We start from the raw sequence: 23,578 nt of genomic DNA, 5'->3' as shown, positions 1-23,578 counted from the left end.
GACGATGAACCACGCCACTCCGTCGCTCAAGCAAGCACCCGTGGACGATCCTGCCGCATGGACCAGCAGGACGCTCGGCGGTTTCGAGACCCTGCGCTATAGCCTCGCGCCCGATGAAATAGACGCACTGAAAGCCGTGCTCGCGCAAACGAAATCTCAACGGCCGCAGTCGACCACTCGAGAGGATTTTCTTCACCCGGCGCTCGTGACGCTTTATCGCGACGTCCAGCACGCGCTGATGGATGGGCGTGGCGCGATCGTCATTAGCGGTGTGACTCAGGAGCAATTCACCGCCGAACAGTTTGAACGGATTTTCTGGGGTATCGGCACGCAACTCGGAACGGCCGCCGTGCAAAGTGCGGCCGGCGACCGGCTGGGTCATGTTCGGGTCGAGGACAACCCTAAAAATCGCGGTTATCTGTCGTCGCGCGAACTGGGCTTTCATTCGGACGCGTTCGAATTGATGGGACTGATGTGTGTCGAGCGGGCAGAGCGAGGCGGCGTAACCCGTCTGGCCAGCGGCCTCGCGGTCCACAACCGGATCCTGGCTGAGCGCCCGGACCTGCTCCCGGCACTCTATGAAGGCTACTACTACGCCACCGCTGAAGGGGCCGACGGCAAGCGGCCCGTCACACCCTACAAGATTCCGGTCTTTTCGCAGGTCGACGACAAGGCAAGCTGTATGTGCCTTAAGGCATATATGTCCGCCGCCGCCACCCGATTGAATACGACATTACCGGACGATCTGAATGAGGCACTACTGCTTTTTCTCGAGATCGCAGAACGTGAAGAGATAAAAATTGAGTTTCTTCTAAATCCCGGCGACATCCTGCTTTGTAATAATTTCGCCCTTCTTCATGCCCGCTCACCTTTTGAAAATTCCCCGGAACACAAGAGGCATATGCTGCGCCTTTGGCTCAAGGTGCCTGACGGCAGGCCTGTCGTGGCGCCCTTGCTGGAGCGCGGCGTAGAGTATGAGAGAATCTGGCTCGAGCAAACCACGCTCGAACAGCCTTAGCCCTTTTTACCCCGACATAACGGTACCGCGCCCGGCAGAGGTGCGGACCGGTCATTATCCGAGAAGCATTTTTTGCCATGATATTGCTCTTCGTTCATGACTAGAGAAAAGCCAGAATTATCCAATCCGGATATCGAGATCCGTTTGACAGACGTCGAGCAACCGGAGGCACGCGACTTCATTAGTCGCAAACTCGACGAATATAACGATTCGATTACGAACCAGGCAGATAACAGGGTTCTCGACGTCCTGATTACCGACCCGGTGACGAAAGAAGTCGTGGGTGGCCTGGTCGGACGAACGTCGCTCGGTCTTTTTTTCATCAACCTTGTCTATGTGCCGGAAAATCTTCGCAAAGGCGGTATCGGCACAGCCATGTTGAAAGAGGCGGAAGCGGAAGCGAAGCGGCGTGGCTGCAGCCGGGCGGTCCTTTTCACGATCACGTTTCAGGCCCCAGAGTTTTATCTGAAGCACGGTTATCGGATCTTCGGCGAAATTCCCTGTGAGCCCGAAGGGACAGCCCGCATTTATATGGTCAAAGTGCTCGAGGCCGGATGCTAACTGGCTCCGCGCGACTGCTCCCGCCATGACAGAACTCACCTCGATTCCCGCGCATCGGCTTGCGCGTCTGATCGCCCTTGGGGAATTGTCGCCGGTCGACACCGTCGATGCGTTTCTTGACCGGGCAGCCCGGTTGTCGCCCCGGCTCAACGCATTGAGTGCGCTGTATGCCGACGAGGCACGAGCCGCAGCCATCGTTGCGCAGCGCTCCATCGAAACCGGTTCGGCACCCGGTCCGTTGCACGGCGTCCCGATTGTGCTGAAGGACTCGATCGACATCGAAGGAAAACCGACGACAGCAGGCTCTGCGCACTTTCGGAATCGCATCGCATCCCGCTCAGCGCAGGTTGTCGACCGTCTGCGGGCCTGCGGCGCGATCGTGATCGGCAAAACCCGGATGGTCGAGTTCGGTCTCGGCGCCATGGGTCTGAACGAGACCTTCGGTACGCCGTGGAACCCCTGGCAGATGCACGCGCATTACGCACCCGGCGGTTCGAGCAGCGGTGCCGCCGTGGCAGTCGCCGCCCGCATCGCTCCATGGGCGCTCGGCACCGATACAGGCGGGTCCGCACGCATACCCGCGGCCTGGTGCGGCGTTGTGGGCATGAAGCCGACACAGGGGCACTTCAGCATGAACGGCGTCGTGCCGCTCAGTCCTACGCTCGATGTGATCGGTCCGATCTGTCGTACCGCGGAAGAGCTCGCCTATCTATTCCATGCGCTAACCCACGATCCTCGCGTATCCACCGCGGCGTCCACGCCCAACGCGCAGCCCGGCTGGGCCGGTCATGCGGCGCGGGAGGTTCGCCGTGACGGCTTGCGAGGATATCGACTCGGCATGCTGAGCGCCGGCGAGCTCGCGGGTGTCGACAGCAATGTGCTCGCCGGTTATCACGCGGCACTCGAGGTCTTCGCATCGCAAGGCGCCACACTCGTGCCACTTGCATTGCCGCGGCCGCTGCAGGAATACCGGGTCCGGACGAGCGCGATCACGTTTCGCGAGGCATACGAACTGTATGGCGAACTGGCGCGAGATCCAGCGTCAAAACTGGACTCCGCAGTGAGGCAGCGTCTGCTGCACGCCGCGCAATACTCACGTGAAGACTACACAGCGACGCTGGCCGCACGACCACAGTTGCAGCAGGAATGTGCGGCGGTGCTGGCACGCGTCGATGCACTGCTCTCACCGACCACCCAAAACCTTCCGCCGCTGGTGTCGGACGCCGCTCGTGCCGATCCGCCCAATACGTTTACCCGCTTCGTCAACTTCCTCGATCTCTGTGCCGTCTCCGTTCCGACCGGCCTGACGAAGGAGGGATTTCCAACCGGTCTGCAGATTATCTGTAACGGCCACCACGACACTACCGCGCTGGAAATCGCGATCGAATATCAACGCGTCACCGCCTGGCATACCCGAATACCCCCGCTCTAACGGTGCATGTCCAGGCATCCCGTGCCACCCCCGTCCTTCATTAACTTCGTCCGAGCGACTACTCAATGAACCTGACAAACCACCAGCGCATGACCCTGTTTGCCACGAGCATCAGTTACGTGGTCGTGATTCTGGACACGTCGATCGTCAACGTGGCACTGGCGAAGATTTCACAAGGTCTGGGAACCGATATCAGCGGACTGCAGTGGATCGTCAACGCGTATGTGGTTGTATTCGCAAGCCTGTTGCTCTCAGGTGGCGCACTCGGCGATATGTTCGGTGCACGCAAGGTCTACATCCTCGGCCTCGCAATCTTTACCGTCTCCTCCTTGCTCAGCGGCTGCGCGCCGACGTTACCCCTGCTGATTACGGGGCGGATTCTTCAGGGCGTCGGTGCATCGCTCCTTGTCCCCTGTTCACTTTCGCTCCTGACGCACGCGTACCCCGACAGCAAGGAGCGCGCAAAAGCGATCGCTTCATGGGCCAGTTGGGGAGGCGCTGCACTGGTGCTCGGCCCCCTGGCAGGCGGCGTCCTGCTCGCCGTCTTCGACTGGCGCAGTATCTTTCTCGTCAACGTTCCGATCGGCCTGGTCGGTATCTGGTTGACGCTAAGAACGGACAGCGACGTCGGCGACCACGGTGGCCGGCGCCTCGACTTGCCGGGGCAGCTCAGCGCAGCCACCGCGATGATTCTATTGACGGCGGCGCTGATCGAAGGCGCACAGTATGGGTACAACACGATCTGGGTCGTTGGCGCATTCGCCGTAGCTGCGCTGTCGGCACTTTCGTTCGTCGTCATCGAACGCAAAACGCGCTCGCCGATGTTGCCGCTGTTCCTGTTTACCAATCCTGTTTTCTCGTGGATCTGCTACATCTTCCTGTCGGGATCGGCGGCCTTCTTCGGCATGCTCTTCGTGTTGAGTCTTTACTTCCAGCGAGTCGCGGGCTATACGCCATTGCAAACAGGTATCGCACTGTTGCCACTATCGCTATTCGTCATGGCGGGCAACATGGCTTCAGCGAGACTCGCGCACAAAATCGATCCGATGAGCCTGATGTTTGCAGGTGCCGCGATTCGCCTCGTCGGATTTGCCGGTGTGGCGTTTGCCAGCACGGACTATTCGTACCTGTTGATCGCTCCGCAGTTGCTCCTGATCGGCTTTGGCGGCGGTCTCGGCTCGCCGATGTCGACATCGGTTTTCATGTCGACGGTCGACAAGCAATACTCCGGAATTGCATCGGGTGTATCGAGGGCGACAGGACAGGTGGGCTCGGCGATCGGCGTGGCCATTTTCGGCGCTTTCGTCGCGGACATGCATCAAATCGCTCAGGGAATGCGTATTGCGGCAGCAATATCCGCAGCGCTCACTGCGTCGATCGTGCTGATCGTCTGGTACCTGTCTCGCCGCAGTACCCGTGCGGTGTGCTGAACACAGCCAGCAGAACGCGCGACCGGAACCGGTCTGCTGGTTGCGCGCTCACGCCACACCCGAATGCGTCCAGCTCCCCTCCACCTCGATCACCGTCTTCACCGAATTCGCGAGATAGCACGACTCGTGCGCTTCATGATGCAGGTGCCGGAGCGCTTCGTCGTCCGGCACTTTCGTTCCGCCGAACACGACGAGTGGCCTGAGCACAACCCGCGTCACGACTTCCTTTCCCGCTTCGTTATGCCCCATCTCTCCGAGCGCTTCGTCGCGATACGACTCGATGGCATATCCCGCCTGCGAGGCGATGTCGAGGAACCACAGCATATGGCAACTCGAGAGCGCCGCGACATAGCCTTCTTCCGGGTCCACGCCGGCAGGATCGGAGAACGGCACACGCACGACGTGCGGCGAACTCGACGCGGGCACGACCGCCCCGCCATCGAAACTCCATTGATGCGCGCGGCTATAACGTCGATCGGTAAACCGGCTGCCGTTGCTGCTCCATTCGACGGTCGCGGTGTGGGTTGCCATCTGATCGCATCCTTATGAAAGAAATCGTGCAGGAGAAACTGTGTGTGCGGCACGCGTTCAGATCGGCGTCAGCACGGCCTCGCCGGCAAAGTGCCGTTGCGCATTGACGAGAAAATTCTGCATCGATGCCCCGATCGCTTCCGGCGACGATCCGGCCACATGCGGCGTCAACACGATGTTCTTCAGATGCACGAGCGCCTGTGGCAGATGCGGCTCGCCCTCGTAGACATCGAGCCCCGCGCCGCCGAGCGTACCCGCTTCGAGCGCGGCAGCCAGCGCCGCCGTATCGACGACACTGCCGCGCGACACGTTCACGAGAAAGCCCTGCGGCCCGAGCGCGTCGAGCACCGCCCGATCGACCAGATGATGCGTGCCCGCACCACCCGGCGTCGCGATGACGAGAAAGTCACTCCACTCGGCCAGCGCCACCACGCTCTCGAAGTACCGCAGCACCGACCCTTCGCGCGGCTTACGGTTGTGATAGCCGGTTTCGATATCGAAGCCCGCCGCGCGCCGCGCGACTTTCAGTCCGATATTGCCGAGCCCCAATACGCCGAGTCGCTTGCCCGATACGTTCGGCCTCAACGGCAGCTTGTCGCGCCAGACGCCGTCGCGCGTCGCCTGGTCGCGTTGCGCGATGTCGCGCACCGCCGCGAGTAACAGCGCGAACGCGTGGTCGGCCACGCAGTCGTCGTTGGTGCCGGCGCCGTTGACGAGCACGATGTCGCGGGCACGGGCGTAATCGACGGCGATGTTTTCGTAGCCCGCACCCAGCGCACTGACGAACTCGAGATCGGGAAGTTGGTCGATCTCGGCGGCGGTCAGGCCGGTCGTGCCGTTGGTCAGTACCGCGCGGATCGTCGCACCGTGCGTCGCGATGATCTGCTTGCGCTGCTCGGGCGTCGGGGCGTAAAGGATGTCGAAGGAGGCTGCGACGCTCGCGTAGCTATCGTCGCGAAGGGAAATCAGGACCAGCAGGGAGGGCTTCATGACCTGGGCGCGTTGTGTGGAGACGGCGACAGGCGAAAGTGTAGCAAGGAGCGGCATGGCGCGCTTCGGGATCTGCCTTTAAAACTTCCGCTTACCGGGTCATCGCCCGGGCAGCAAGCTAGCCGGCCTGCGCCGGAAACCGCAATTCGAAGCGCGCCACGCCCGGCGTCGGACACTGAGCGCTCGCCGTGCCGCGATGCAGGTTCATGATCGCCTTGACGATCGCAAGTCCGAGTCCGTTCGATTCGGTGAACTGGCTGCGCGCCGCATCGGCACGATAGAAGCGGTCGAAAAGACGCTGCAGCTGCTCCGGCGCAATCGCCGCACCGTCGTTCTCGACGACGACAGTCGCGCCCTGCCCGTCCTGGGTGCCGGTCAGGCGCACCACCGTATCGCGCGCACCGTAGCGCACGGCGTTCACTACGAGGTTGTTGATCGCGCGCCGGCACAACAGCGGGTTCGCCCACGCGACCCCGTCCGCCGATACGGCGAAGCGCATGCCGCGTTCGTCCGCGATGCCTTCGAAGTAGTCCGCGATCTTGTGCAGTTCGTCGCTCAACGCAACCGGCGAACGCTCGATCGACAGCCCTGCGTGATCGGCCTGCGCGAGAAACAGGATGTTCTCCGCGATATGACTGAGGCGGCTCAGCTCTTCGAGATTCGACTCGAGCACCTGCTGATACTCGGCCACATCGCGCGGCTGTGCGAGCGTCACCTGAGTCTGGCCGATCAGCGCGCCGACCGGCGTGCGGATTTCGTGCGCGAGATCGGCGGAAAACTGCGAGAGCCGCTGATAGCCGTCCGCAAGCCGGTCGAGCATCGCGTTGAAGGCAAGCGTCAGCTGGCGCAGTTCGACCGGTGCATCGTCGCTATTCAGTCGCACAGCGAGATTGGTCGGGCTGATCTGCGCGGCGTGTGTCGCGATGTGCCGCACCGGCCGCAGTCCACGCCGCAATACGACGTACGCGAGCAACGTCGTCGCCAGCATGCCCGCCAGCGTCGCGGCAACGATCAGGTCGCGATACGCGGCCAGCATGCGTTTCTCGGCGGTCATCGGGTGCCCGGCGATGATTTCGACCGCCGCACCGTCCTCGCGAGCCGGTGCGAGCGCGACGGCCCAATGCATGATGACGCCGTTCGGCAGACGTGTCTGTTGAATATCGGCGAGCGTGGGCAGCCGCTGCACATCCAGCGTGCGTAGCGCCGGCACCGGCACGTTCTGCGGATTGACGTCGATGAATGACGTTTCGCCCGGCCGGCGAAACAGCAACACGTCCTGCTCGGCGCCAAGCATCGTTTCGAACAGCAACGGTCGGTCTTTCAGCTCGCTGACGGTGTACATCTCGCGCACGAGCCGGCTGAAATGTTCGACCCGGCCGAGCAACACGAGGTCGGCGCGGCGCTGCAGCGACACCTGCGCGGAGCCGTAGAAGTACGCACCAAGCGCGCCGTTCACGAAACACGCGATCAGCGCGAGCAGGATCGTGGTGCGGGTGGTGAGCGAGCGCGACGTCCAGAGCTTCATGTCTCGAGACCGAACGTGTAGCCGATGCTACGCACCGTGTGAATCAGCTTGCGCTCGAACGGATGGTCGATCTTCGCGCGCAACCGCTTGATCGCGACATCGACGACATTCGTATCGCTGTCGAAGTTCATGTCCCACACTTCCGATGCGATCTGCGTGCGCGACAACGCCTCGCCCTGCCGCTTCACCAGCAGATGCAGCAGCATGAATTCCTTGTTGGTGAGCGCAATCTCGATACCCTCGCGCGTCACGCGCCGGCGCAGCACATCGAGCTTCAGGTCTGCGACTTCGAACACATCCGCTTCGCGCACGATGCCGCGCCTGAGCAACGTGCGGATGCGCAGCACGAGTTCGGTGAACGAGAACGGTTTGACGAGGTAATCGTCGGCGCCGAGTTCGAGACCGTGGATACGGTCGCTGACGTGATCGCGTGCGGTCAGGAAGATGACCGGCAGGTCGCGCCGCGCGCGCAGCGTACGCATGATTTCCCAGCCGTCGATGCCCGGCAGCATCACGTCGAGCACGACCAGTTCATAGGCATGCTCGAGCGCCATGTGCAAGCCGTCCGTACCGGTGCGCGCGAGATCGACTGCATAGCCGCTCTCGCGAAGCCCTTTTTTCAGGTAGTCGCCGGTCTTCGGGTCGTCTTCGATGACGAGAATGCTCATGGTTGCTGAATCGTCCGCGGGCGCGCGTGCAGGGAAACTACAGGGTAACGCGCATTCATCAAGAATGTTTTGCCGCATTCTAGCCGGCTGTCTCCGGGAATTAATGACGTTTTTGTCATCCAGAAGTCAGACGCACGAGCCATCTCGCGCACTACGCTTCTCCCGTCCTTCACCACCGGGAAACACCATGAAACCTGCTGCACCCAGCGCCGTACACCATTTTTTGCGCGCAGTCGCCGCGCCTGCACTGATCGTCGCCGCCTTCGCTACGACGGCGCCCGCCGCCTTCGCACAGGCCAGCGCGCCGGCCGGTGTGCGCGGCACGGTCACTGCGCTCGCAGGCGACACGCTCAAGGTGCATGAGAACAGCGGTCAGGATGTCGACGTGAAGCTCGCCAAAGACACGCCGATTCGCGGTGTCACGCTCGCAAACATCGGCGACATCAAGGCGGACAGCTATATCGGCACGGCCGCGATCCCGCAGGCCGACGGCACGCTCAAAGCACTCGAAGTCCACGTGTTCCCGGCCAGCATGCGCGGCATGGGCGACGGCCACCGCCCGTGGGATCTGGGCGCGAACAGCTCGATGACGAACGGCACGGTGGGTAGCGTCGTCGTGAGCAACGGCCGCACGGTCACCATCAACTACAAGGGCGGCGAAAAGAAGGTCGTGATTCCTCAGGATGTGCCGATCGTCAATCTCGAACCGGGCGACCGTTCGCTGCTCGTGCCGGGCGCGCACGTGGTGCTGTTTGCGCACAAGGAAGCTGATGGTTCGCTCGCGGCGAACTTCATCTCGGCGGGCAAGAACGGCGTCGTTCCGCCGATGTGATTGCATGCGCCACCGCATGCGCGTGCTTGATTGCGTGCGGCGGCGCTTCGATTCGATCGTCTTCTGGTTTCCCTCATTGCCATGCCGCAGAACCCCTCGCGCGTCGTCGCGCATCCGCTGGTCGTCCGGATCACTCATTGGGTCAACGCGTTCGCGATGACCTGCATGATCGCGAGCGGCTGGGCCATCTATAACGCCTCACCGATCTTCGCGTTCCGCTTTCCAGTCTGGGCGACCGTCGGCGGTTGGCTTGGCGGGTCGATTGCGTGGCACTTCGCCGCGATGTGGCTGCTGTGCGCGAACGGCCTCGTCTATCTGACCTACGGGCTCGCGAGCCGGCACTTGCAGCGGCAGTTGCTGCCGGTTCATCCGCGCGAGGTGGTACACGACGCGCTGCTGGCAATGCGCCTGCGCCTGCCGCACGAAACGGGTCGCTACAACGCCGTGCAGCGCGCACTTTATGTCGCGGTGCTGCTGCTCGGTGTGCTGCTCGTTGCGTCCGGACTGTCGATCTGGAAACCCGTGCAGTTCGCGTGGCTCACCGCGTTATTCGGTGGCTTCGACTTCGCGCGCAAGGTGCATTTCGGCGCGATGGCGGGCGTGGTCGGTTTCGTCGTCGTGCATCTCGCACTGGTCGTGCTCGTACCGCGCACGCTACCGCCGATGTTCACCGGGCGCGCGATGAAACCGCGCAACACACAGAAAGGCCACCACGCATGAACGACCGGCACAATCTGTCCGCGGGCCGTCCCGACGACACCGACGTTGCACCCATCGAAACGCCCCGTGCGGCAAAGCCCGAACGCATCGTACTCGCGGATCACCGTCCGCAACTGGAACGCCTGCAGCGCCGCCTGTTTCTACGCTCTACGTTGTCCGTCGGCGCGCTTGCCATGCTGTCCGGCTGCAACATGCAGGACGGCGATTCCGTCGACAAGGTGTTATGGGCGATGTCGCGCTGGAACGATCGCGTGCAGGCGTGGCTCTTTAGCGGCACAAAGCTCGCGCCAACCTATGCGGCAAGCCAGATCACGAAGCCGTTTCCGTTCAACGCGTTCTATCAGGAGTTCGATGTGCCGGAGATCGACGGTGCGTCGTACGCGCTCGAGGTGTCGGGGCTCGTTGCAAACAAGCGCTCGTGGTCGCTCGCGCAATTGCGCACGCTGCCGCAGGCGTCGCAGATCACGCGGCATGTGTGCATCGAAGGATGGAGTGCGATCGGCGAATGGCGCGGTGTGCCGTTTCGCACGTTTCTCGAGCGCATCGGCGCCGATACGACGGCGCGCTATGTCGGCTTCAAATGCGCGGACCGCTATTACTCGAGCCTCGATATGGCGACCGCACTGCATCCGCAGACGCAATTGACGCTCGACTTCGGCAGCGAACCGCTGCCGCCGAAGTACGGTTACCCGCTCAAGCTGCGCGTGCCGACCAAGCTCGGCTTCAAGAACCCGAAGCATATCGCCGAGATCTTCGTGACCAACACGAACCCGGGCGGCTACTGGGAAGACCAGGGCTACAACTGGTTCAGCGGGCTCTGAGCAACGCGCGCTTCCCAAAGAGCCTTCACTCAAACCGCCGTCACGTACTGTCGAACCGGCGGCAGGCTGCGCGGAGCCGGCGGCTCGAACGCATTGCGCATCCGTCGCACTTCGTCGACGGGGCTCAGACCGAACAACCGCTTGAATTCGCGGCTGAACTGCGACGCGCTTTCGTAACCGACCTTGCCCGCCGCCGCGCCCGCATTCAGGCCATCCTGAACCATCAACAGCCGCGCGTGATGCAGGCGCGTGGTCTTCACGTACTGCATCGGCGAAGTGGCCGTCACGGCCTTGAACTGCGCGTGGAAGACGGCGAGGCTCATGCCCGCTTCGCTCGCAAGCGTCTCGACATCTAGCTCGCTCTCGTAGTCCGCATGAATGCGCCGCAACGCCTTCGCAATACGGCCGAAATGATGCTGATGCGTGAGCGCCGCGCGGATCGCATCGCCCTGCACGCCCGTCAGCACCCGATAGCAGATCTCGCGGACCATACCGGGCCCGAGGATGCGCGCATCGAGCGGCGACGCCATCACTTCGAGCAGCCGTAGTACCGCGCAGCCAAGCGTCGCGTCGAGCGGCGTCGAATAGATACCGCGCGGCTCATCGTGGGTCGCGCCGCGCGTGTCGTTCAGCATCAGCACCAGTTCGGCCACGACGCCCAGGTCCACGCGGATCGAGATGCCGAGAAACGGTTCTTCCGGGCTCGCCTCGGTCTCGCATTCGAACGGCAGCGGCACCGACATCACAAGATACTGCTGCGCGTCGTAGAAAAACGTCTGTTCGCCGATATAGCCGCGCTTGCGACCCTGGCACACGATCACGATGCTCGGTTCGTACATCACCGGCTTGCGCTCCACGGGCCGGTTCGAACGCATGAGCTTGACGCCGTCGAGCGGCGTCTGCGTGAAACCTTCGGCGGGCGCGAGCACATCGAACAGCTCGACCATGCTCTGCTGCGCCGCCGAGGCTGCGGCATCGAGGGACGCGCCGAAGGCAGGCGGTAATGAGGAGGGAGACGGAATCGGGTTCATCGCGGGAATCTGCGCTTATTGATAAACAGGCTTGAAATCTAGCATTAAACAGGTTGTGGTGCTTGCCCCGGAGAGAAATAGGCAAACCTTCAAGATATTCAGGTATTCCCCAGGACGCGCCCGGCCCCTACGATGGGAACCCTGTTGCAACGGCGTTCGAAACAGCCGGAACCACCCCGGAAACGCCCCCGAAGCCCCCTTTTACGCTCGCACACGCTGCCTCTCGACGAGGTTCACAGCATCCGCCGTGAACCTCGCCGCGCGGCCGGCTGGCGGCACTCACCCATCTGCAGGAGCGACCATGACGACAACCCAGGCCTACGCGGCCCACAATCCGAATTCGAAGCTGGTGCCGTTCACTTTCGATCGCCGCGCGCTGCGCGATCTCGACGTGCAGATGGACGTGCTGTTTTGCGGCGTCTGCCATTCCGATCTGCACCAGGCGCGCAACGAATGGAAGAACTCGATTTACCCGGTGGTGCCGGGCCATGAAATCGTCGGCCGTGTTACCGCGGTCGGTGCCGGCGTCACGCGTCATCGCGTCGGCGATCTCGTCGGCGTGGGCTGTCTCGTCGACTCGTGCCGCACCTGCCCGAGCTGTGCCGAAGGGCTCGAGCAGTATTGCGAGAACGGCTTTGTCGGCACCTATAACGGCGCCGACCGCATCACCGGCGACATCACGCTCGGCGGTTATTCGACCAGTCTCGTCGTCGACGAAGCATTCGTGCTCGGCGTACCGGACAACCTCGATCCGGCCGGCGTCGCGCCGCTGCTGTGCGCAGGCATCACGACGTACTCGCCGCTGCGTCAATGGAACGTCGGTCCCGGCCACAAGGTCGGCATCGTCGGGCTGGGCGGTCTCGGCCACATGGGCGTGAAGTTTGCCCGTGCGCTCGGCGCGCACGTCGTGCTGTTCACGACATCGCCGTCGAAGATCGAGGATGCGAAGCGGCTCGGCGCGCACGAAGTCGTGATCTCGAAGAATCAGGAGGAAATGGAGGCCCACCTGAACAGCTTCGATTTCATCCTCAACACGGTAGCCGCACAGCACGACCTGAACCCGTTCATCAACCTGCTGAAACGCGACGGCACGATGACGCTGGTCGGCGCACCGGAGCACGATCATCCGTCGCCGCAGGTGTTCGGCCTGATCTTCAAGCGCCGGCGTCTGGCCGGTTCGCTGATCGGCGGAATCGCCGAAACGCAGGAGATGCTCGATTTTTGTGGCGAGCACGGCATTACGTCGGATATCGAAGTGATTCCGATGCAGCAGATTAACGACGCATACGAGCGCATGTTGAAGAGCGATGTGAAGTACCGCTTCGTCATCGATCTCGACTCGCTGAGGCAGTAAGACAGGCAGCAGGACACCGCACCGCATTTCCTCCTGGGGGCTGCGCTCGCGCGCGGCCTCCTGTCCCGCTCCCCGCCTTACGCATGGCTCGTTGCGCCGGTTCACCTCCCTGATGGGAAGGTGCACCGGCTGCTTGCCGTGCACGCTGTCGACGTTTTACGCGTTACCCGCAATCAATTCGTTTCGTTCACTCTGGAGATGTCCCGTGATCGACCGTATTCAGGCGATGCGCACTTTCGTCCGCATCGTAGACACAAACAGTTTTAGCCGCGCCGCAGAGTCGCTCGACATGCCGCGCGCCACCGCCACGACCGTCGTGCAGAATCTGGAGGCCCTGCTCGGCACTGCGTTACTGACGCGCACGACGCGCAGGCTCAGCCTCACCACCGAAGGCGCCGCGTACTACGAACGCTGCGCGCAGATTCTCGCCGACATCGACGAACTCGAAGCCGGTTTGCGCGGCACCACCGATGCGTTGAGCGGCCGTCTGCGTGTCGAGATGCCGGGCGCGGTCGCCACCGAACTGGTGTTGCCGGCGCTCGACGATTTCCACATGCGTTTTCCGCACGTGGATCTCGCGATCGGCATCAGCAATCGCAGCATCGATCACATCGCCGAAGCCGTCGATTGCAGCATCCTGCTCGGCGAGCTGCCCGATTCGGGTCTCGTCGCACGGCGCCTCGGCACGCTCGATCACGTGACCTGCGCGAGCCCCGCCTATCTGGAGCGCTACGGCACGCCGCTCGAACTCGACGATCTCGCCACGCACATCGCGGTGAACTGCATGTCGTCGCAGAACGGCCGTGCGTGCGACTTCGATTTCGAAGTCGGCGACAACGCGACGCGTGTGAAGGTGAACGGCTTCGTGAAGGTCAGCGATGAGCACGCGTATCTGACCTGCGGCCTGCAAGGGCTCGGTCTGATCCAGCCGTCGCGCATCGCCGCGCAGGCGTACCTCGATTCCGGCGCGCTACGCGAAGTATTGCCGCAGTGGAAGCCGGTGCCGATGGCGGTATCGGTGGCGTATGTGAAAAGCCGGCGCGTGTCGCCGCGTGTGCGTGCTTTTGTCGACTGGCTTGCGCAACTGTTCGAGCAGGCCGGGCATGTGGAGAAGGACTTGCAGCGTGTGCGGCAGTTGCTGCGCGGCGGGTTGCATCCGGCTTGATGGTTGGGCCTGCCTAGTGATCCAATGTAGCAATCCAACGCTCAAGCGGCCCGACCCGGCCGCCTGAGCGTTATCAGTTCTGCGGCAGCTTCACCGGTACCGGCCGCGTCAGCAGATCGACGTAGTAATCGAAAAAGCGCGCGTTGTCGAAGCGCTTCACGATCGTCATCTTCTGCAGGCCCGCCGGCGGATTGCTCGCGTAGCCGGTGGCCTTCCCGTCGTTTGCACCGACGCGCGTGTCGACATCGACCCACTCGTCGACGGTCTGCGTCGCGAACGTTGGGTCCATCAGGTACGCGATGGTCAGCGTGTCCCAGACGCTCGTCGTGTAGTTGGGATTGGTTTCGAAGCCGTTCTTGCCGTCGAAGCCATAGCCGTTCAGCTTTTTGAACATCCGTGTGATGACGGTCTGGTGTTTGGGATCGTGTGCGATACGGTCGTAGGTCGCTTTGTCCATCTTTACCGTGTCCGTTACGTCGAGCGGCACGACCACCTGCTTGACCGGCAGACGCAACACCTCCCGCGCGGCCACCGGGTCGAACCACCAGTTGAACTCCGCGGTCGGCGTGGTGTTGCCGGGCACATCGATCGCGCCGCCCATGTAGATGATCTGCTTGATCATCGGCACGATTTCCGGATGCTGGCGCGTCGCGAGTGCGATGTTAGTCAACGGGCCGATCGCGAGGATCGTCACTTCGCCAGGATGCTGCTTCACGCTGTCGACGATGAAGTCGACAGCGCTCTTGTGCTGCACTTTGGTGTGCGTCGCGAAACCGTCGGGCGGCGCGACGAGGTCGGCGTTCGACTTCGGCTCAGGCGTGCCCCATGCCCCAAGATAGCCGTCGCCGCCGGGGAATTGCGCGAGCTCCTGCTTGATCGTCGCGTAGTCGTGCGAGAGCGGATAATTCGCACCCACATAGACACCGATACGGTTGCCGGCCCCAAGCCGCTCCATCGATTTCAGCGCATCCGCTACGCCTTGCTTCAACCACTGGTTGCCGCTGACGACCGTGATGCCGAGCACATCGATCTGACCTTGCGCCTGCAACTGCACCGCCATCACGCCCAGCTGGCCATCGTCGCTCAACGTGTTGTAGTCGCTGTCGATGATGACCTTCGGACCACCTGTATGCACGGTGCCTCCGTATGCGGTCCCTGCCGCGATGCCAGTTAATCCTGCTGCGCACGCCAACGTCACGATCAATCGCTTCACACACTCCTCCTGTTTTATTCCTGTTCTGTCCGGGCTCTACGCATCGTCACGTTCGCCGAACGCGGCATGCCGGAAGGCGGTCCATCATAAGCGTAAACATCGCGCAGACAAAACGTCATGCCGCGTGCATGGCATGCGCGGCAACGTTCGTGTGAATGGGTTCGGTGATGGAGATGAACAGCAGCGAGCGCCGACTGATTCGTGCGCGTCGCATACCATGCGCAAAAGAAAAAAGCCGCGACAGAAGTGTCGCGGCCGTCGTTCAGGGTTGGTGTGCCTGGTTCGCATTCGGGCACGCAGGGTCTTTGCCCCAGTGCCCATCGCATACGTGCCAGCGACACATCTGCTCGTCGAAGAAGCCGCGTGCGCCGCATTCTTTCACGCGCTGCGCGAGCGTGGTGGCCGGCGCGCTTGCGGCAGCCGGCGGCGCGGCTTTCGCAGCGCGTGCACTCTTCGCTGCCGCAGTATCCGTTTTCGCACCGGCAGGTTTAGTACGGGCAACGAGCGCCGCCAGCAGATCGGCATCGGAATCCGTACGCGCGCCGGACTTCGCATCGCGCGCGGCCGGCTTCTTCGCCTGCGCAACCGCAGTGGCCGAACTCGCATGATGCGCGTTGGCGGCTTCACGCTTCGCGCGCGCTGAACTTGCTGCGTGCTTCGCACTGCTGCCAGCCAGCGTCGTCTTCGCCGCTGCGGCAGGCACCGCGACAGCGGATGCGGACACCGCGGAAGCCGCCGGCGGCGATACACCGCTCGCCTCTTCGGCGCCGCTCGCGAGTGCACGCGACAGACGGTTATCGCCATCGGCACCCGAAGCGCCAGCAGCCGTTGAATCGGACGCGGCCTTATTCGTCGTATCTTCAGAGATGATCGTGGCGGCCTGCGGTGCCGACGCCTGATTGTCGGCTTTCGCCATGACCTGAGCTGTCGCGCTCGCAGCAACCGGCGCGACCGGGTTTGCGCTGGCGGGGACCGGCACGGCGGCAACGGTGGCGGTTTGCCCTTCGCCGCGATGCTGAAGATGCCATGCGCCCCAACCGCCTGCCGCGATTACCAGCAGCGCGACGATGACGATCGGTGCGCGGGAACGCTGTTGTGGTTTATCGGGAGGTGGTGCAACGCGGCCCTCCAGATTCGCGAGAATGCGCGAGCCATTGGCTTGCGCAGCGTTCTCCTTATCGGAAAGCAGGCTGGGAGGGGCTTTGTTCGAATCGGAGCTATCCGGCGCACTCATTCACTGTCTCTTTGAAACCTGCTCATTGAATTCAGGCTTATTTAGCCGCGATAATACGCTTGAGCCCATGTTCGGGCTGGCCTGATTCTAAGAGCAAGCATTACAAAATACAATTGTTTCGAATTTTCCGGGGGTTCTTTGATTGCTGTTGCACTGGTTGCTTATTTTGCCATCGCCGTCCTTGTGGCAGCCATTCTGCTATTACCGTCGGTACGGGCATCACTTTTTGGCGGCGTATTCAATCTGCATAACCGCATAGTACGCCGGGCTTCGCGGGGCGCCGCACACGCGCGTGGCACAATTGCAAAATCGGCAAGAATTTCGCAATCCACGCTCGGCGATATGCAAAATTTACTTGTGCGCCGGCGCTTGCTGATTTTTACGACCACAGGTATTCTTGCGACGCCGCCATTGGTGGCAATTGCATTACGCGGACGACAGTTTTTTCAATATGACGACACTATCAGGGTGCCCGACGAGAAAATAGCCGCACTCCTGAACGGCGAACAACTCGTCCCACCGCCGCCGTTGCCACCCGAGATTTTCGAGACGCAGGAAGTTCAGCAGATCCGGCCCGCGCTAAAGGGCGCAAGCCGCGACTGGAATCTGCTCGATGCTGACTTCAGGACACGCTTATTGCTCGTTTACAAAATGATGCACGAGCAATACGGTTATGAAATGGCTTTGCTGGAAGGTTATCGCAGCCCGGAGCGACAAAACCAGCTGTCGAAAATGGGGGGAGTCACGAATGCCGCTGCGTTTCAGAGCTACCACCAATATGGCCTCGCCGCGGACAACGCGTTTTTGCGCGACGGCAAGCTCGTCATTACGGAAAAAGATCCCTGGGCCATGCGCGGTTATCAACTGTACGGACAGTGCGCCGAACAGGTTGGCCTGACATGGGGCGGCCGCTGGAAGTTGATGGACCTCGGGCACGTCGAATATCACAAACCCGGCTTCGTGATGGGAAAGTCGAAACCGCTCGTCGTGCCCAGCCAATGACCTTATCCCCGATCCGCGGACACTGTTTCGCAACCCAAATCCGCTACGCTCGCGAGCGCGCACCCGCATACGGACGCGCAACGCCCGCCGCTACACCGCACCCCGCTACAACGAATAGCGATAGCCCCAACAGCAGCAATCAAGGCACCAGGACCTGAACGGCATATGCGACGCTTTCTCAACGTGTTGACCCATCCCCGCACGCTTTCCATCGTCGGCCTGATCGCGCTGGCAGCGGTGCTGTTCATAGCAGCCGATACGCTGCAGATCCCGTTGATATGGCCTGCGATCGCAGTCGGCGTCATCGTCGCGCTGTGGCTGCTGGTGTGGCTGATCAGAGTGCTGCGCACCCGGCGGGCCAACAGCAAGCTCGGCGACATGCTCGAGCAGCAAGCCGAAGCGGGCAAGACGACAGTCGCCGCCACCCCGGCCAAGCAGGCCGAACTCGATGCGCTGCGCCAGCGGCTCGTCGAGACCGTAAAGACGATCAAGACGTCGAAAATCGGCCAGATGTCGGGCGGCTCGGCGCTGTACGAAATGCCGTGGTACATCGTGATCGGCAACCCGGCGGCCGGCAAAAGCAGCGCCGTGCTGAATTCCGGATTGCAGTTTCCTTTCACCGAAAAGAACGAAGCGGTGATTCACGGCATCGGCGGGACGCGTAACTGCGACTGGTTCTTCACGACCGAAGGCATCCTGCTCGACACCGCGGGCCGCTACTCCGTGCACGAGGAAGACCGCAGCGAATGGCTCGGCTTCCTCGGCCTGCTGAAACGCTACCGGCCGAAGGCGCCGATCAACGGCATCATCGTCACCGCGAGCATCGCGGAGCTGACCGGCAATCGCCCCGAGTTCGCGATCAACCTCGCGAAGAACCTGCGCCAGCGCGTGCAGGAACTGACCGAAAAGCTCGAAGTGTTCGCGCCGGTCTACGTGATGTTCACGAAGGTCGATCTGATCACCGGCTTCACCGAGTTCTTTACCGGCAACGACCGCCAGGAATACGACCGCGTGTGGGGCGCCACCCTGCCCTACGAGCCGGACGAAAAGCGCGATGTCGTCGCACAGTTCGACGAGCGCTTCGAAGAACTCTACGAAGGGTTGAAGGAAATCAGCATCGCGCAGATGTCGATCAACCGCGGCGCCAAGCTTTCGCCGGGACAACTGAGCTTCCCGCTCGAGTTCTCGACGATCAAGCCGGCGCTGCGCGCGTTCCTCGCCACGCTGTTCGAAACCAACCCGTTCCAGTACAAGCCGATTTTCCGCGGCTTCTATTTCACGAGCGCGCTGCAGGAAGGCGAAACCAACAGCGCCGCCGCGCAGCGCATCGCGACGCGCTTCGGGCTCGCCACCGACAGCCTGCCCAAACAGACCAGCGCGTTCTCGAAGAACGGCTTCTTCCTGCGCGACCTGTTCTCGAAGGTGATCTTCGCCGACCGTCAGACCGTCAGACAGTTTGCAAGCCCCGCGAAAGCGCGCTTCCGGTACATGACGTTCTTCGGCTTCGTCGCCGCGCTGGCCATCGCGCTGGGCGGCTGGACATGGTCGACGATCGGCAACCAGCAGCTCACCGCGAACGTGCAGGCCGACCTCGACAACGTCGTGAAACTGCAGCAGAACCGCAACGATCTGCAGTCGCGCCTGCAGGCCATGGACATTCTCGAAGACCGCATCGAACAGCTCGAACAGTTCCGCCGCGACCGGCCGCTGTCGGTGTCGCTCGGTCTGTATCAGGGCGATCGTCTCGAGCAGCATCTGCTGACGCAGTATTACAGCGGCGTAAAGCAGATCATGCTGGCGCCGGTCTCGCAGAATCTCGCGTCGTTCCTGAAGGACGTCAACACGCACCCCGATCAACTCGCACCGATGACGCATGCGCCCGATTCCGGCGCAGTGCAGGTGTCAGCACATTCGGCGATGGCGGCAAACAACCAGGGCGGCCTGTATAGCGACGCGTCGCCGACCAACGTCGAAGATGCGTACAACGCGCTCAAGACCTACCTGATGCTGTCCGACAAGCGCCACGTCGAAGCCGCGCATCTGACCGATCAGATCGCCCGCTTCTGGCGCGGCTGGCTCGAGACGAATCGCGGCAACATGCCGCGCGACCAGATGATCAAGAGCGCCGAGCGGATGATCACGTTCTATCTGTCGCGCGTCTCGGACGACGACTGGCCGATGGTCGACGAGAATCTGGCGCTGGTCGACCAGACCCGCGAAAACCTGCGCCACGTCGTGCGCGGCATGCCGGCACGGCAACGCGTGTACGAAGAAATCAAGGCGCGCGCGTCGACCCGCTTCGCACCGATGACCATCGCGCGCATTGTCGGCGAAGGCAACACCGCGCTGGTCGCGGGCAGCTACGCGATTCCCGGCACGTTCACGCGCGAGGCGTGGTTCCAGTACGTGCAAGGCGCCATCCGCGATGCCGCGACCAAGGAACTGCAGGCGAAGGACTGGGTGCTCAACACCTCGGCCACCGACGACCTCACGCTCGAAGGCAGCCCCGAGCAGATCCAGAAGGCCCTCGTCGCGATGTACAAGGACGAGTACGCGATGCACTGGCAGAAGTTCATGCAGGGCATTGCGGTGCAGAGCTTCGGCAGCTTCAATCAGGCCGTCGATGCAATGAACCGGCTTGGCGACCCGCAGGATTCGCCGATCCGCAAGGTGCTCGAAACTGCCTACGACCAGACTTCGTGGGACAACCCGTCGCTCGCCAACGCGAACCTGAAGCTCGCGCAGACCGGCGTGACGAGCTGGTTCAAACGCCTGTTCTCGTCGCACACGCCGTCGGCCGTCGGCCAGCTCAGCGCGAATATCGACATCAACGGCAATCCGGTCGAAGTGCCGATGGGGCCGATCGGAGTAGAGTTCGCGGGCCTCGGGCGGATCGTCTCGACGCAGGACAATACGTCGATGCTGCGCGGCTATATGGACACGCTGTCGAAGGTGCGGACGCGCTTTAACATCCTCAAGAATCAGGGCGACCCGGGGCCGGGCGCGCGTCAGCTGATGCAGCAGACGCTCGACGGCAGCGGCTCCGAGCTGGCCGATTCGCTGAAGTACGTCGACGAGCAGATGCTGACGGGCCTCACCGATACGCAACGCAAGGCGCTGCGCCCGCTGCTCGTGCGGCCGCTGATGCAGGCATATGCGGTCGTGATCCAGCCGGCCAGCGTCGAAGTCAACAAGGTGTGGAACGCGCAGGTCTACCAGACCTTCCAGAGTTCGCTCGCGACCAAGTATCCGTTCTCAGGCAGCGCGAGGGTCGAAGCCGCCGCCAGCGAAATTGGCCAGGTGTTCGGTCCGGATGGCTCCATCGCGAAGTTCGTCGGTACAACGCTCGGGCCGCTCGCGGTACGCCGCGGCGATACGCTGACCGCGCGGACGTGGGGCGACATGGGCCTCGCGTTGACCCCCGACCTGACGAACGGCTTCGCGCGCTGGGTGGCTCCGCTTGCGGGCGGCGCTGCAGGCGGCGGCGGGGGTGGCGGTGGCGGCGGTTCATCCGAGCCGCAGACCGTGTTCCAGATCCTGCCGCAACCGGCCACCGGTACGACCGAGTACACGATCGCAATCGACGGGCAGCAACTGCGCTATCGCAACACGCCGCCGCAGTGGACCAACTTCGTGTGGCCGAACCCGTCCGGTTCGCCGGGTGCCACGCTGTCGGCGACGACGTTCGACGGCCGCACGATCCAGCTCGTCAACGAGCCGGGCCACTACGGTCTCGAGAAGCTGATCAACTCGGCGCAGCGCAAGCGCCGCCCCGACGGCACGTTCGATCTGGTGTGGACGCAGGGCAATGTGTCGGTGGAAGTCAGCATGCGCATCATCAGCACGTCGACGCCGACTAGCGCCAGCACCGGCAGCGGTAGCGACACGCCGCAAGCGCAGAGCCTGCGCGGGCTGCAACTGCCGTCCTCGGTCGTCGACGTGAGCGCTGGTGCGAACGCCGCGGCCGCGATCGCGACGGGTATCACGCCAGGCGCCCCTGGTGCACCCGGCTCGGCACCGGCCACGGCAACCGCCAATCGGGCCCCGGCCACCACGGGAGGTGCGCAATGACGCCGACTGTCCAGGCGCAAATCGCCTATTTCGGCAAGATCCCGTCGCGCGGCGACTTCGTGAAGAGTGCGCACAACCCGCAACTGCTACAGACGCTCGACCGCTGGATCGCGCAGGCCATGGAAATGCTCACCGACGATCCACGCTGGAAGATCGTCTACGAAAACGCGAAGCCGATGCATTTCGCGTTTCTCGGTTCGCGCAGCAAGCTCGCAATTGCCGGTCATATCGTCGCGAGCCACGATCTGTCGTCGCGGCGCTTCCCGTTTCTCGCCGCAACTGCGCTCGAAGTCGAGCGGCCGCTGGCGTTCCTCGCGCGCAGTCCGCTGGCATTCGCGCGGTTGTGGTCGCGTGTCTCCATGCAGATGAAGCCGCTGCTCAGCGCCACTGAACCCGCGGGCGCACTGCAGGCACTCGGCGACATGCAGGTGCCGATCGATATCGGCGCGCCGGGCAATCCGCATGACGGCACGTTCGACGACTTCGTCGAACATCAAACGCTGTCGGGCCTCGAACAGATGCTGCTCGCGAGCGGCCACCCGGTGCGGCTGCGCGGTGCGATGCTCGCGCTCGGTTCGCTGCTGCGACCCGTAATGCAAAGCGGCTCGTCGCACCTCGAGCGCGGTCTCACATTGCCGCTACCGACCGATCCGTTCTATCGCACGCTGATCGCCGCGTTCTGGCTCGAACTGATTGCGCCGTTTGTCTCGCAGGCCGATTTCGAACTGGCGATCTTCATCGGCACGATTGCGGAGCGCGAGCGGCTCATCATCGGCTTTAACGGCGCCTCGGCGAAAACGCTGCACAGCGTGGTCGATCCGCAGGCCTATGCAACGCACAACATCGACATCGACGACCCCGAGTGGATCAACGATCACGCACAGAACGATCATGGCATCAGCAAGCTGGTCAGCTACCTCGATCAACCGCAACTGTCGCTGCGTGTCAGCATCGATACGTTCCGCGAAGCCTTCATCGGGGGAGTAACGCAATGACCTTCTACTTCGGCACGATCCGCCGTACGTTGCCCCTCGCGCTGCTCGTCGGCGCGCTGGCGAGCAGTCCCGTATGGGCGGACGACGATGGCGGCGGCGCCCGTGTCACGCCGATCGACAACAGCGGCGTGCAGGTCCGTACGACCGTGCTGCCGGCCACGCCCAATGCGACGACAGGCGCTGCAGCAGCCACCATTACGCCGGCCGCGGCCAATCCCGTTCCCGGACAGGTCGTGGTGGGCGGCAAGGTGCCCGACGAAGCGACCAAGGCCGCCGTGCTCGGCCAGTTGCGCAACACGTATGGCGCAGGCAATGTCGTCGATCAGATCGAAGTCGGCGATGTCGCGACGCCGCCGAACTGGGCCACCAACGTCCAGAAGCTGCTCGGCTCGCAACTTACGCAGATCCACAAAGGGCAATTGACGATCGACGGCACGCAGATCGACGTGAAGGGCGAAGTCCCGAACGAATCGCAGCGTCAGAAGATTGCCAGCGACATGGCCAACGCGCTGAATCCGACCTACACGATTCGCAACGGTCTGCGCGTGAGCGCGTCCGAACAGGGCGTGCTCGACCAGACGCTCGCGAATCGCACGATCGAATTCGAAACCGGCAGCGCGACGCTGACACCGCAGGGCACGCTGATTCTCGATCAGATGGCGGCGGTACTCGCGAAGCTGACGACGCGGACCGTCGCGATCATCGGGCACACGGACAACTCCGGCGCCCGCGCATCGAACATCGCGCTGAGCCAGGCACGCGCCGACACGGTGAAGGGCTATCTGATCGCGAAGGGCATTCCGTCGCAGCAATTAACAGCGACCGGCGTCGGCCCCGACCAGCCGATTGCCTCGAACGATACGCCCGACGGCCGCGCGCGCAACCGGCGCATCGAGTTCCGCGCGGGCTCGTAGTACACGTCCGTCACACGCCTCGGGATTCTCGAGGCTTCCTTCATGCAGGCGCAAAACAACGCGGCCGGCAT

Annotated in this window: 20 protein-coding genes; 13 read left to right on the top strand and 7 right to left on the bottom strand. The window is 62.8% G+C overall.

Annotated elements, in window-relative coordinates; all coding sequences use genetic code 11:
* Nucleotides 1-4: 4 nt before the first annotated feature.
* The 4 genes from M0D65_RS26410 to M0D65_RS26395 all read left to right on the top strand — a co-directional run bounded on the left by M0D65_RS26410 (nucleotide 5) and on the right by M0D65_RS26395 (nucleotide 4,441).
* Nucleotides 5-1,018, top strand: a complete 1,014-nt coding sequence (locus tag M0D65_RS26410; RefSeq protein WP_266255214.1) for a TauD/TfdA family dioxygenase — start codon at nucleotides 5-7, stop codon at nucleotides 1,016-1,018.
* A 96-nt stretch (nucleotides 1,019-1,114) separates the two neighbouring features.
* A complete protein-coding gene (locus tag M0D65_RS26405; RefSeq protein WP_266255213.1) occupies nucleotides 1,115-1,579 on the top strand; it encodes an N-acetyltransferase in 465 nt (154 codons plus the stop codon).
* A gap of 25 nt (nucleotides 1,580-1,604) precedes the next feature.
* Nucleotides 1,605-3,011, top strand: a complete 1,407-nt coding sequence (locus M0D65_RS26400; protein WP_266255212.1) for an amidase — start codon at nucleotides 1,605-1,607, stop codon at nucleotides 3,009-3,011.
* A 65-nt stretch (nucleotides 3,012-3,076) separates the two neighbouring features.
* Complete coding sequence (locus M0D65_RS26395) at nucleotides 3,077-4,441, top strand: MFS transporter (protein ID WP_266255211.1); 1,365 nt, start codon at nucleotides 3,077-3,079, stop codon at nucleotides 4,439-4,441.
* Between the two features lie 48 nt (nucleotides 4,442-4,489).
* On the opposite strand, the gene M0D65_RS26390 is transcribed toward M0D65_RS26395, so the two are convergent.
* The 4 genes from M0D65_RS26390 to M0D65_RS26375 all read right to left on the bottom strand — a co-directional run bounded on the left by M0D65_RS26390 (nucleotide 4,490) and on the right by M0D65_RS26375 (nucleotide 8,155).
* Nucleotides 4,490-4,972 (bottom strand): OsmC family protein, encoded by a 483-nt coding sequence (locus tag M0D65_RS26390; protein WP_266255210.1) that lies wholly within the window; start codon nucleotides 4,970-4,972, stop codon nucleotides 4,490-4,492.
* Between the two features lie 57 nt (nucleotides 4,973-5,029).
* Complete coding sequence (locus M0D65_RS26385) at nucleotides 5,030-5,962, bottom strand: 2-hydroxyacid dehydrogenase (RefSeq protein WP_266255209.1); 933 nt, start codon at nucleotides 5,960-5,962, stop codon at nucleotides 5,030-5,032.
* A 118-nt stretch (nucleotides 5,963-6,080) separates the two neighbouring features.
* Nucleotides 6,081-7,487: a heavy metal sensor histidine kinase gene (locus tag M0D65_RS26380; protein ID WP_266255208.1), complete on the bottom strand. Its 1,407-nt coding sequence runs from the start codon at nucleotides 7,485-7,487 to the stop codon at nucleotides 6,081-6,083.
* Entirely contained in the window at nucleotides 7,484-8,155 is a 672-nt protein-coding gene (locus tag M0D65_RS26375) for a heavy metal response regulator transcription factor (RefSeq protein WP_091018003.1), read from the bottom strand. Before M0D65_RS26375 ends, M0D65_RS26380 begins: the two co-directional genes overlap by 4 nt.
* 187 nt (nucleotides 8,156-8,342) lie before the next feature.
* Here M0D65_RS26375 and M0D65_RS26370 point away from each other — a divergent pair, with 187 nt between their 5' ends.
* The 3 genes from M0D65_RS26370 (at nucleotide 8,343) to M0D65_RS26360 (ending at nucleotide 10,528) form a co-directional block, all read left to right on the top strand.
* Nucleotides 8,343-8,987, top strand: coding sequence for a DUF5666 domain-containing protein (locus tag M0D65_RS26370; protein WP_266255207.1), 645 nt, complete (start codon nucleotides 8,343-8,345; stop codon nucleotides 8,985-8,987).
* An 81-nt stretch (nucleotides 8,988-9,068) separates the two neighbouring features.
* On the top strand, nucleotides 9,069-9,707 hold the full coding sequence (locus M0D65_RS26365; protein WP_266255206.1) for a cytochrome b/b6 domain-containing protein: 639 nt from the start codon (nucleotides 9,069-9,071) through the stop codon (nucleotides 9,705-9,707).
* Nucleotides 9,704-10,528, top strand: coding sequence for a molybdopterin-dependent oxidoreductase (locus M0D65_RS26360; protein ID WP_266255205.1), 825 nt, complete (start codon nucleotides 9,704-9,706; stop codon nucleotides 10,526-10,528). Before M0D65_RS26365 ends, M0D65_RS26360 begins: the two co-directional genes overlap by 4 nt.
* Before the next feature lie 29 nt (nucleotides 10,529-10,557).
* Here M0D65_RS26360 and M0D65_RS26355 read toward each other — a convergent pair whose 3' ends face one another.
* Nucleotides 10,558-11,475 carry an AraC family transcriptional regulator gene (locus M0D65_RS26355; protein ID WP_143098153.1) on the bottom strand — a complete coding sequence of 306 codons (918 nt, stop codon included), beginning with the start codon at nucleotides 11,473-11,475 and terminating at the stop codon, nucleotides 10,558-10,560.
* 385 nt (nucleotides 11,476-11,860) lie between these two features.
* On the opposite strand from M0D65_RS26355, the gene M0D65_RS26350 reads away from it, so the two are divergent.
* Together M0D65_RS26350 and M0D65_RS26345 are read left to right on the top strand one after the other, a co-directional pair.
* Nucleotides 11,861-12,913: an NAD(P)-dependent alcohol dehydrogenase gene (locus tag M0D65_RS26350; RefSeq protein ID WP_266255204.1), complete on the top strand. Its 1,053-nt coding sequence runs from the start codon at nucleotides 11,861-11,863 to the stop codon at nucleotides 12,911-12,913.
* Nucleotides 12,914-13,118: 205 nt separating this feature from the next.
* Nucleotides 13,119-14,078 (top strand): LysR family transcriptional regulator, encoded by a 960-nt coding sequence (locus M0D65_RS26345; RefSeq protein ID WP_266255203.1) that lies wholly within the window; start codon nucleotides 13,119-13,121, stop codon nucleotides 14,076-14,078.
* Nucleotides 14,079-14,151: 73 nt separating this feature from the next.
* Here M0D65_RS26345 and M0D65_RS26340 read toward each other — a convergent pair whose 3' ends face one another.
* Both M0D65_RS26340 and M0D65_RS26335 read right to left on the bottom strand, forming a co-directional pair.
* The gene (locus M0D65_RS26340) at nucleotides 14,152-15,243 is read right to left on the bottom strand and encodes a nucleoside hydrolase (RefSeq protein WP_266255298.1); all 1,092 of its coding nucleotides are present in this window, start codon (nucleotides 15,241-15,243) and stop codon (nucleotides 14,152-14,154) included.
* A gap of 310 nt (nucleotides 15,244-15,553) precedes the next feature.
* Entirely contained in the window at nucleotides 15,554-16,525 is a 972-nt protein-coding gene (locus tag M0D65_RS26335; protein WP_266255202.1) for a hypothetical protein, read from the bottom strand.
* Between the two features lie 138 nt (nucleotides 16,526-16,663).
* Here M0D65_RS26335 and M0D65_RS26330 point away from each other — a divergent pair, with 138 nt between their 5' ends.
* The 4 genes from M0D65_RS26330 to M0D65_RS26315 all read left to right on the top strand — a co-directional run bounded on the left by M0D65_RS26330 (nucleotide 16,664) and on the right by M0D65_RS26315 (nucleotide 23,507).
* Complete coding sequence (locus M0D65_RS26330; RefSeq protein WP_091017985.1) at nucleotides 16,664-17,527, top strand: M15 family metallopeptidase; 864 nt, start codon at nucleotides 16,664-16,666, stop codon at nucleotides 17,525-17,527.
* Nucleotides 17,528-17,692: 165 nt separating this feature from the next.
* Nucleotides 17,693-21,598, top strand: a complete 3,906-nt coding sequence (gene tssM, locus M0D65_RS26325) for a type VI secretion system membrane subunit TssM (RefSeq protein ID WP_091017983.1) — start codon at nucleotides 17,693-17,695, stop codon at nucleotides 21,596-21,598.
* Nucleotides 21,595-22,593, top strand: coding sequence for a type VI secretion system-associated protein TagF (gene tagF / locus M0D65_RS26320; protein ID WP_091017981.1), 999 nt, complete (start codon nucleotides 21,595-21,597; stop codon nucleotides 22,591-22,593). The genes tssM and tagF overlap by 4 nt, the downstream gene beginning before the upstream one ends.
* Nucleotides 22,590-23,507, top strand: a complete 918-nt coding sequence (locus tag M0D65_RS26315) for an OmpA family protein (protein ID WP_266255201.1) — start codon at nucleotides 22,590-22,592, stop codon at nucleotides 23,505-23,507. Before tagF ends, M0D65_RS26315 begins: the two co-directional genes overlap by 4 nt.
* The last annotated feature ends 71 nt before the right edge of the window (nucleotides 23,508-23,578 follow it).

It is taken from the genome of Paraburkholderia sp. CHISQ3, from assembly GCF_030464945.1.
Lineage (GTDB): Bacteria > Pseudomonadota > Gammaproteobacteria > Burkholderiales > Burkholderiaceae > Paraburkholderia > Paraburkholderia megapolitana.
This window is presented reverse-complemented; position numbering and strand designations above follow the sequence as displayed.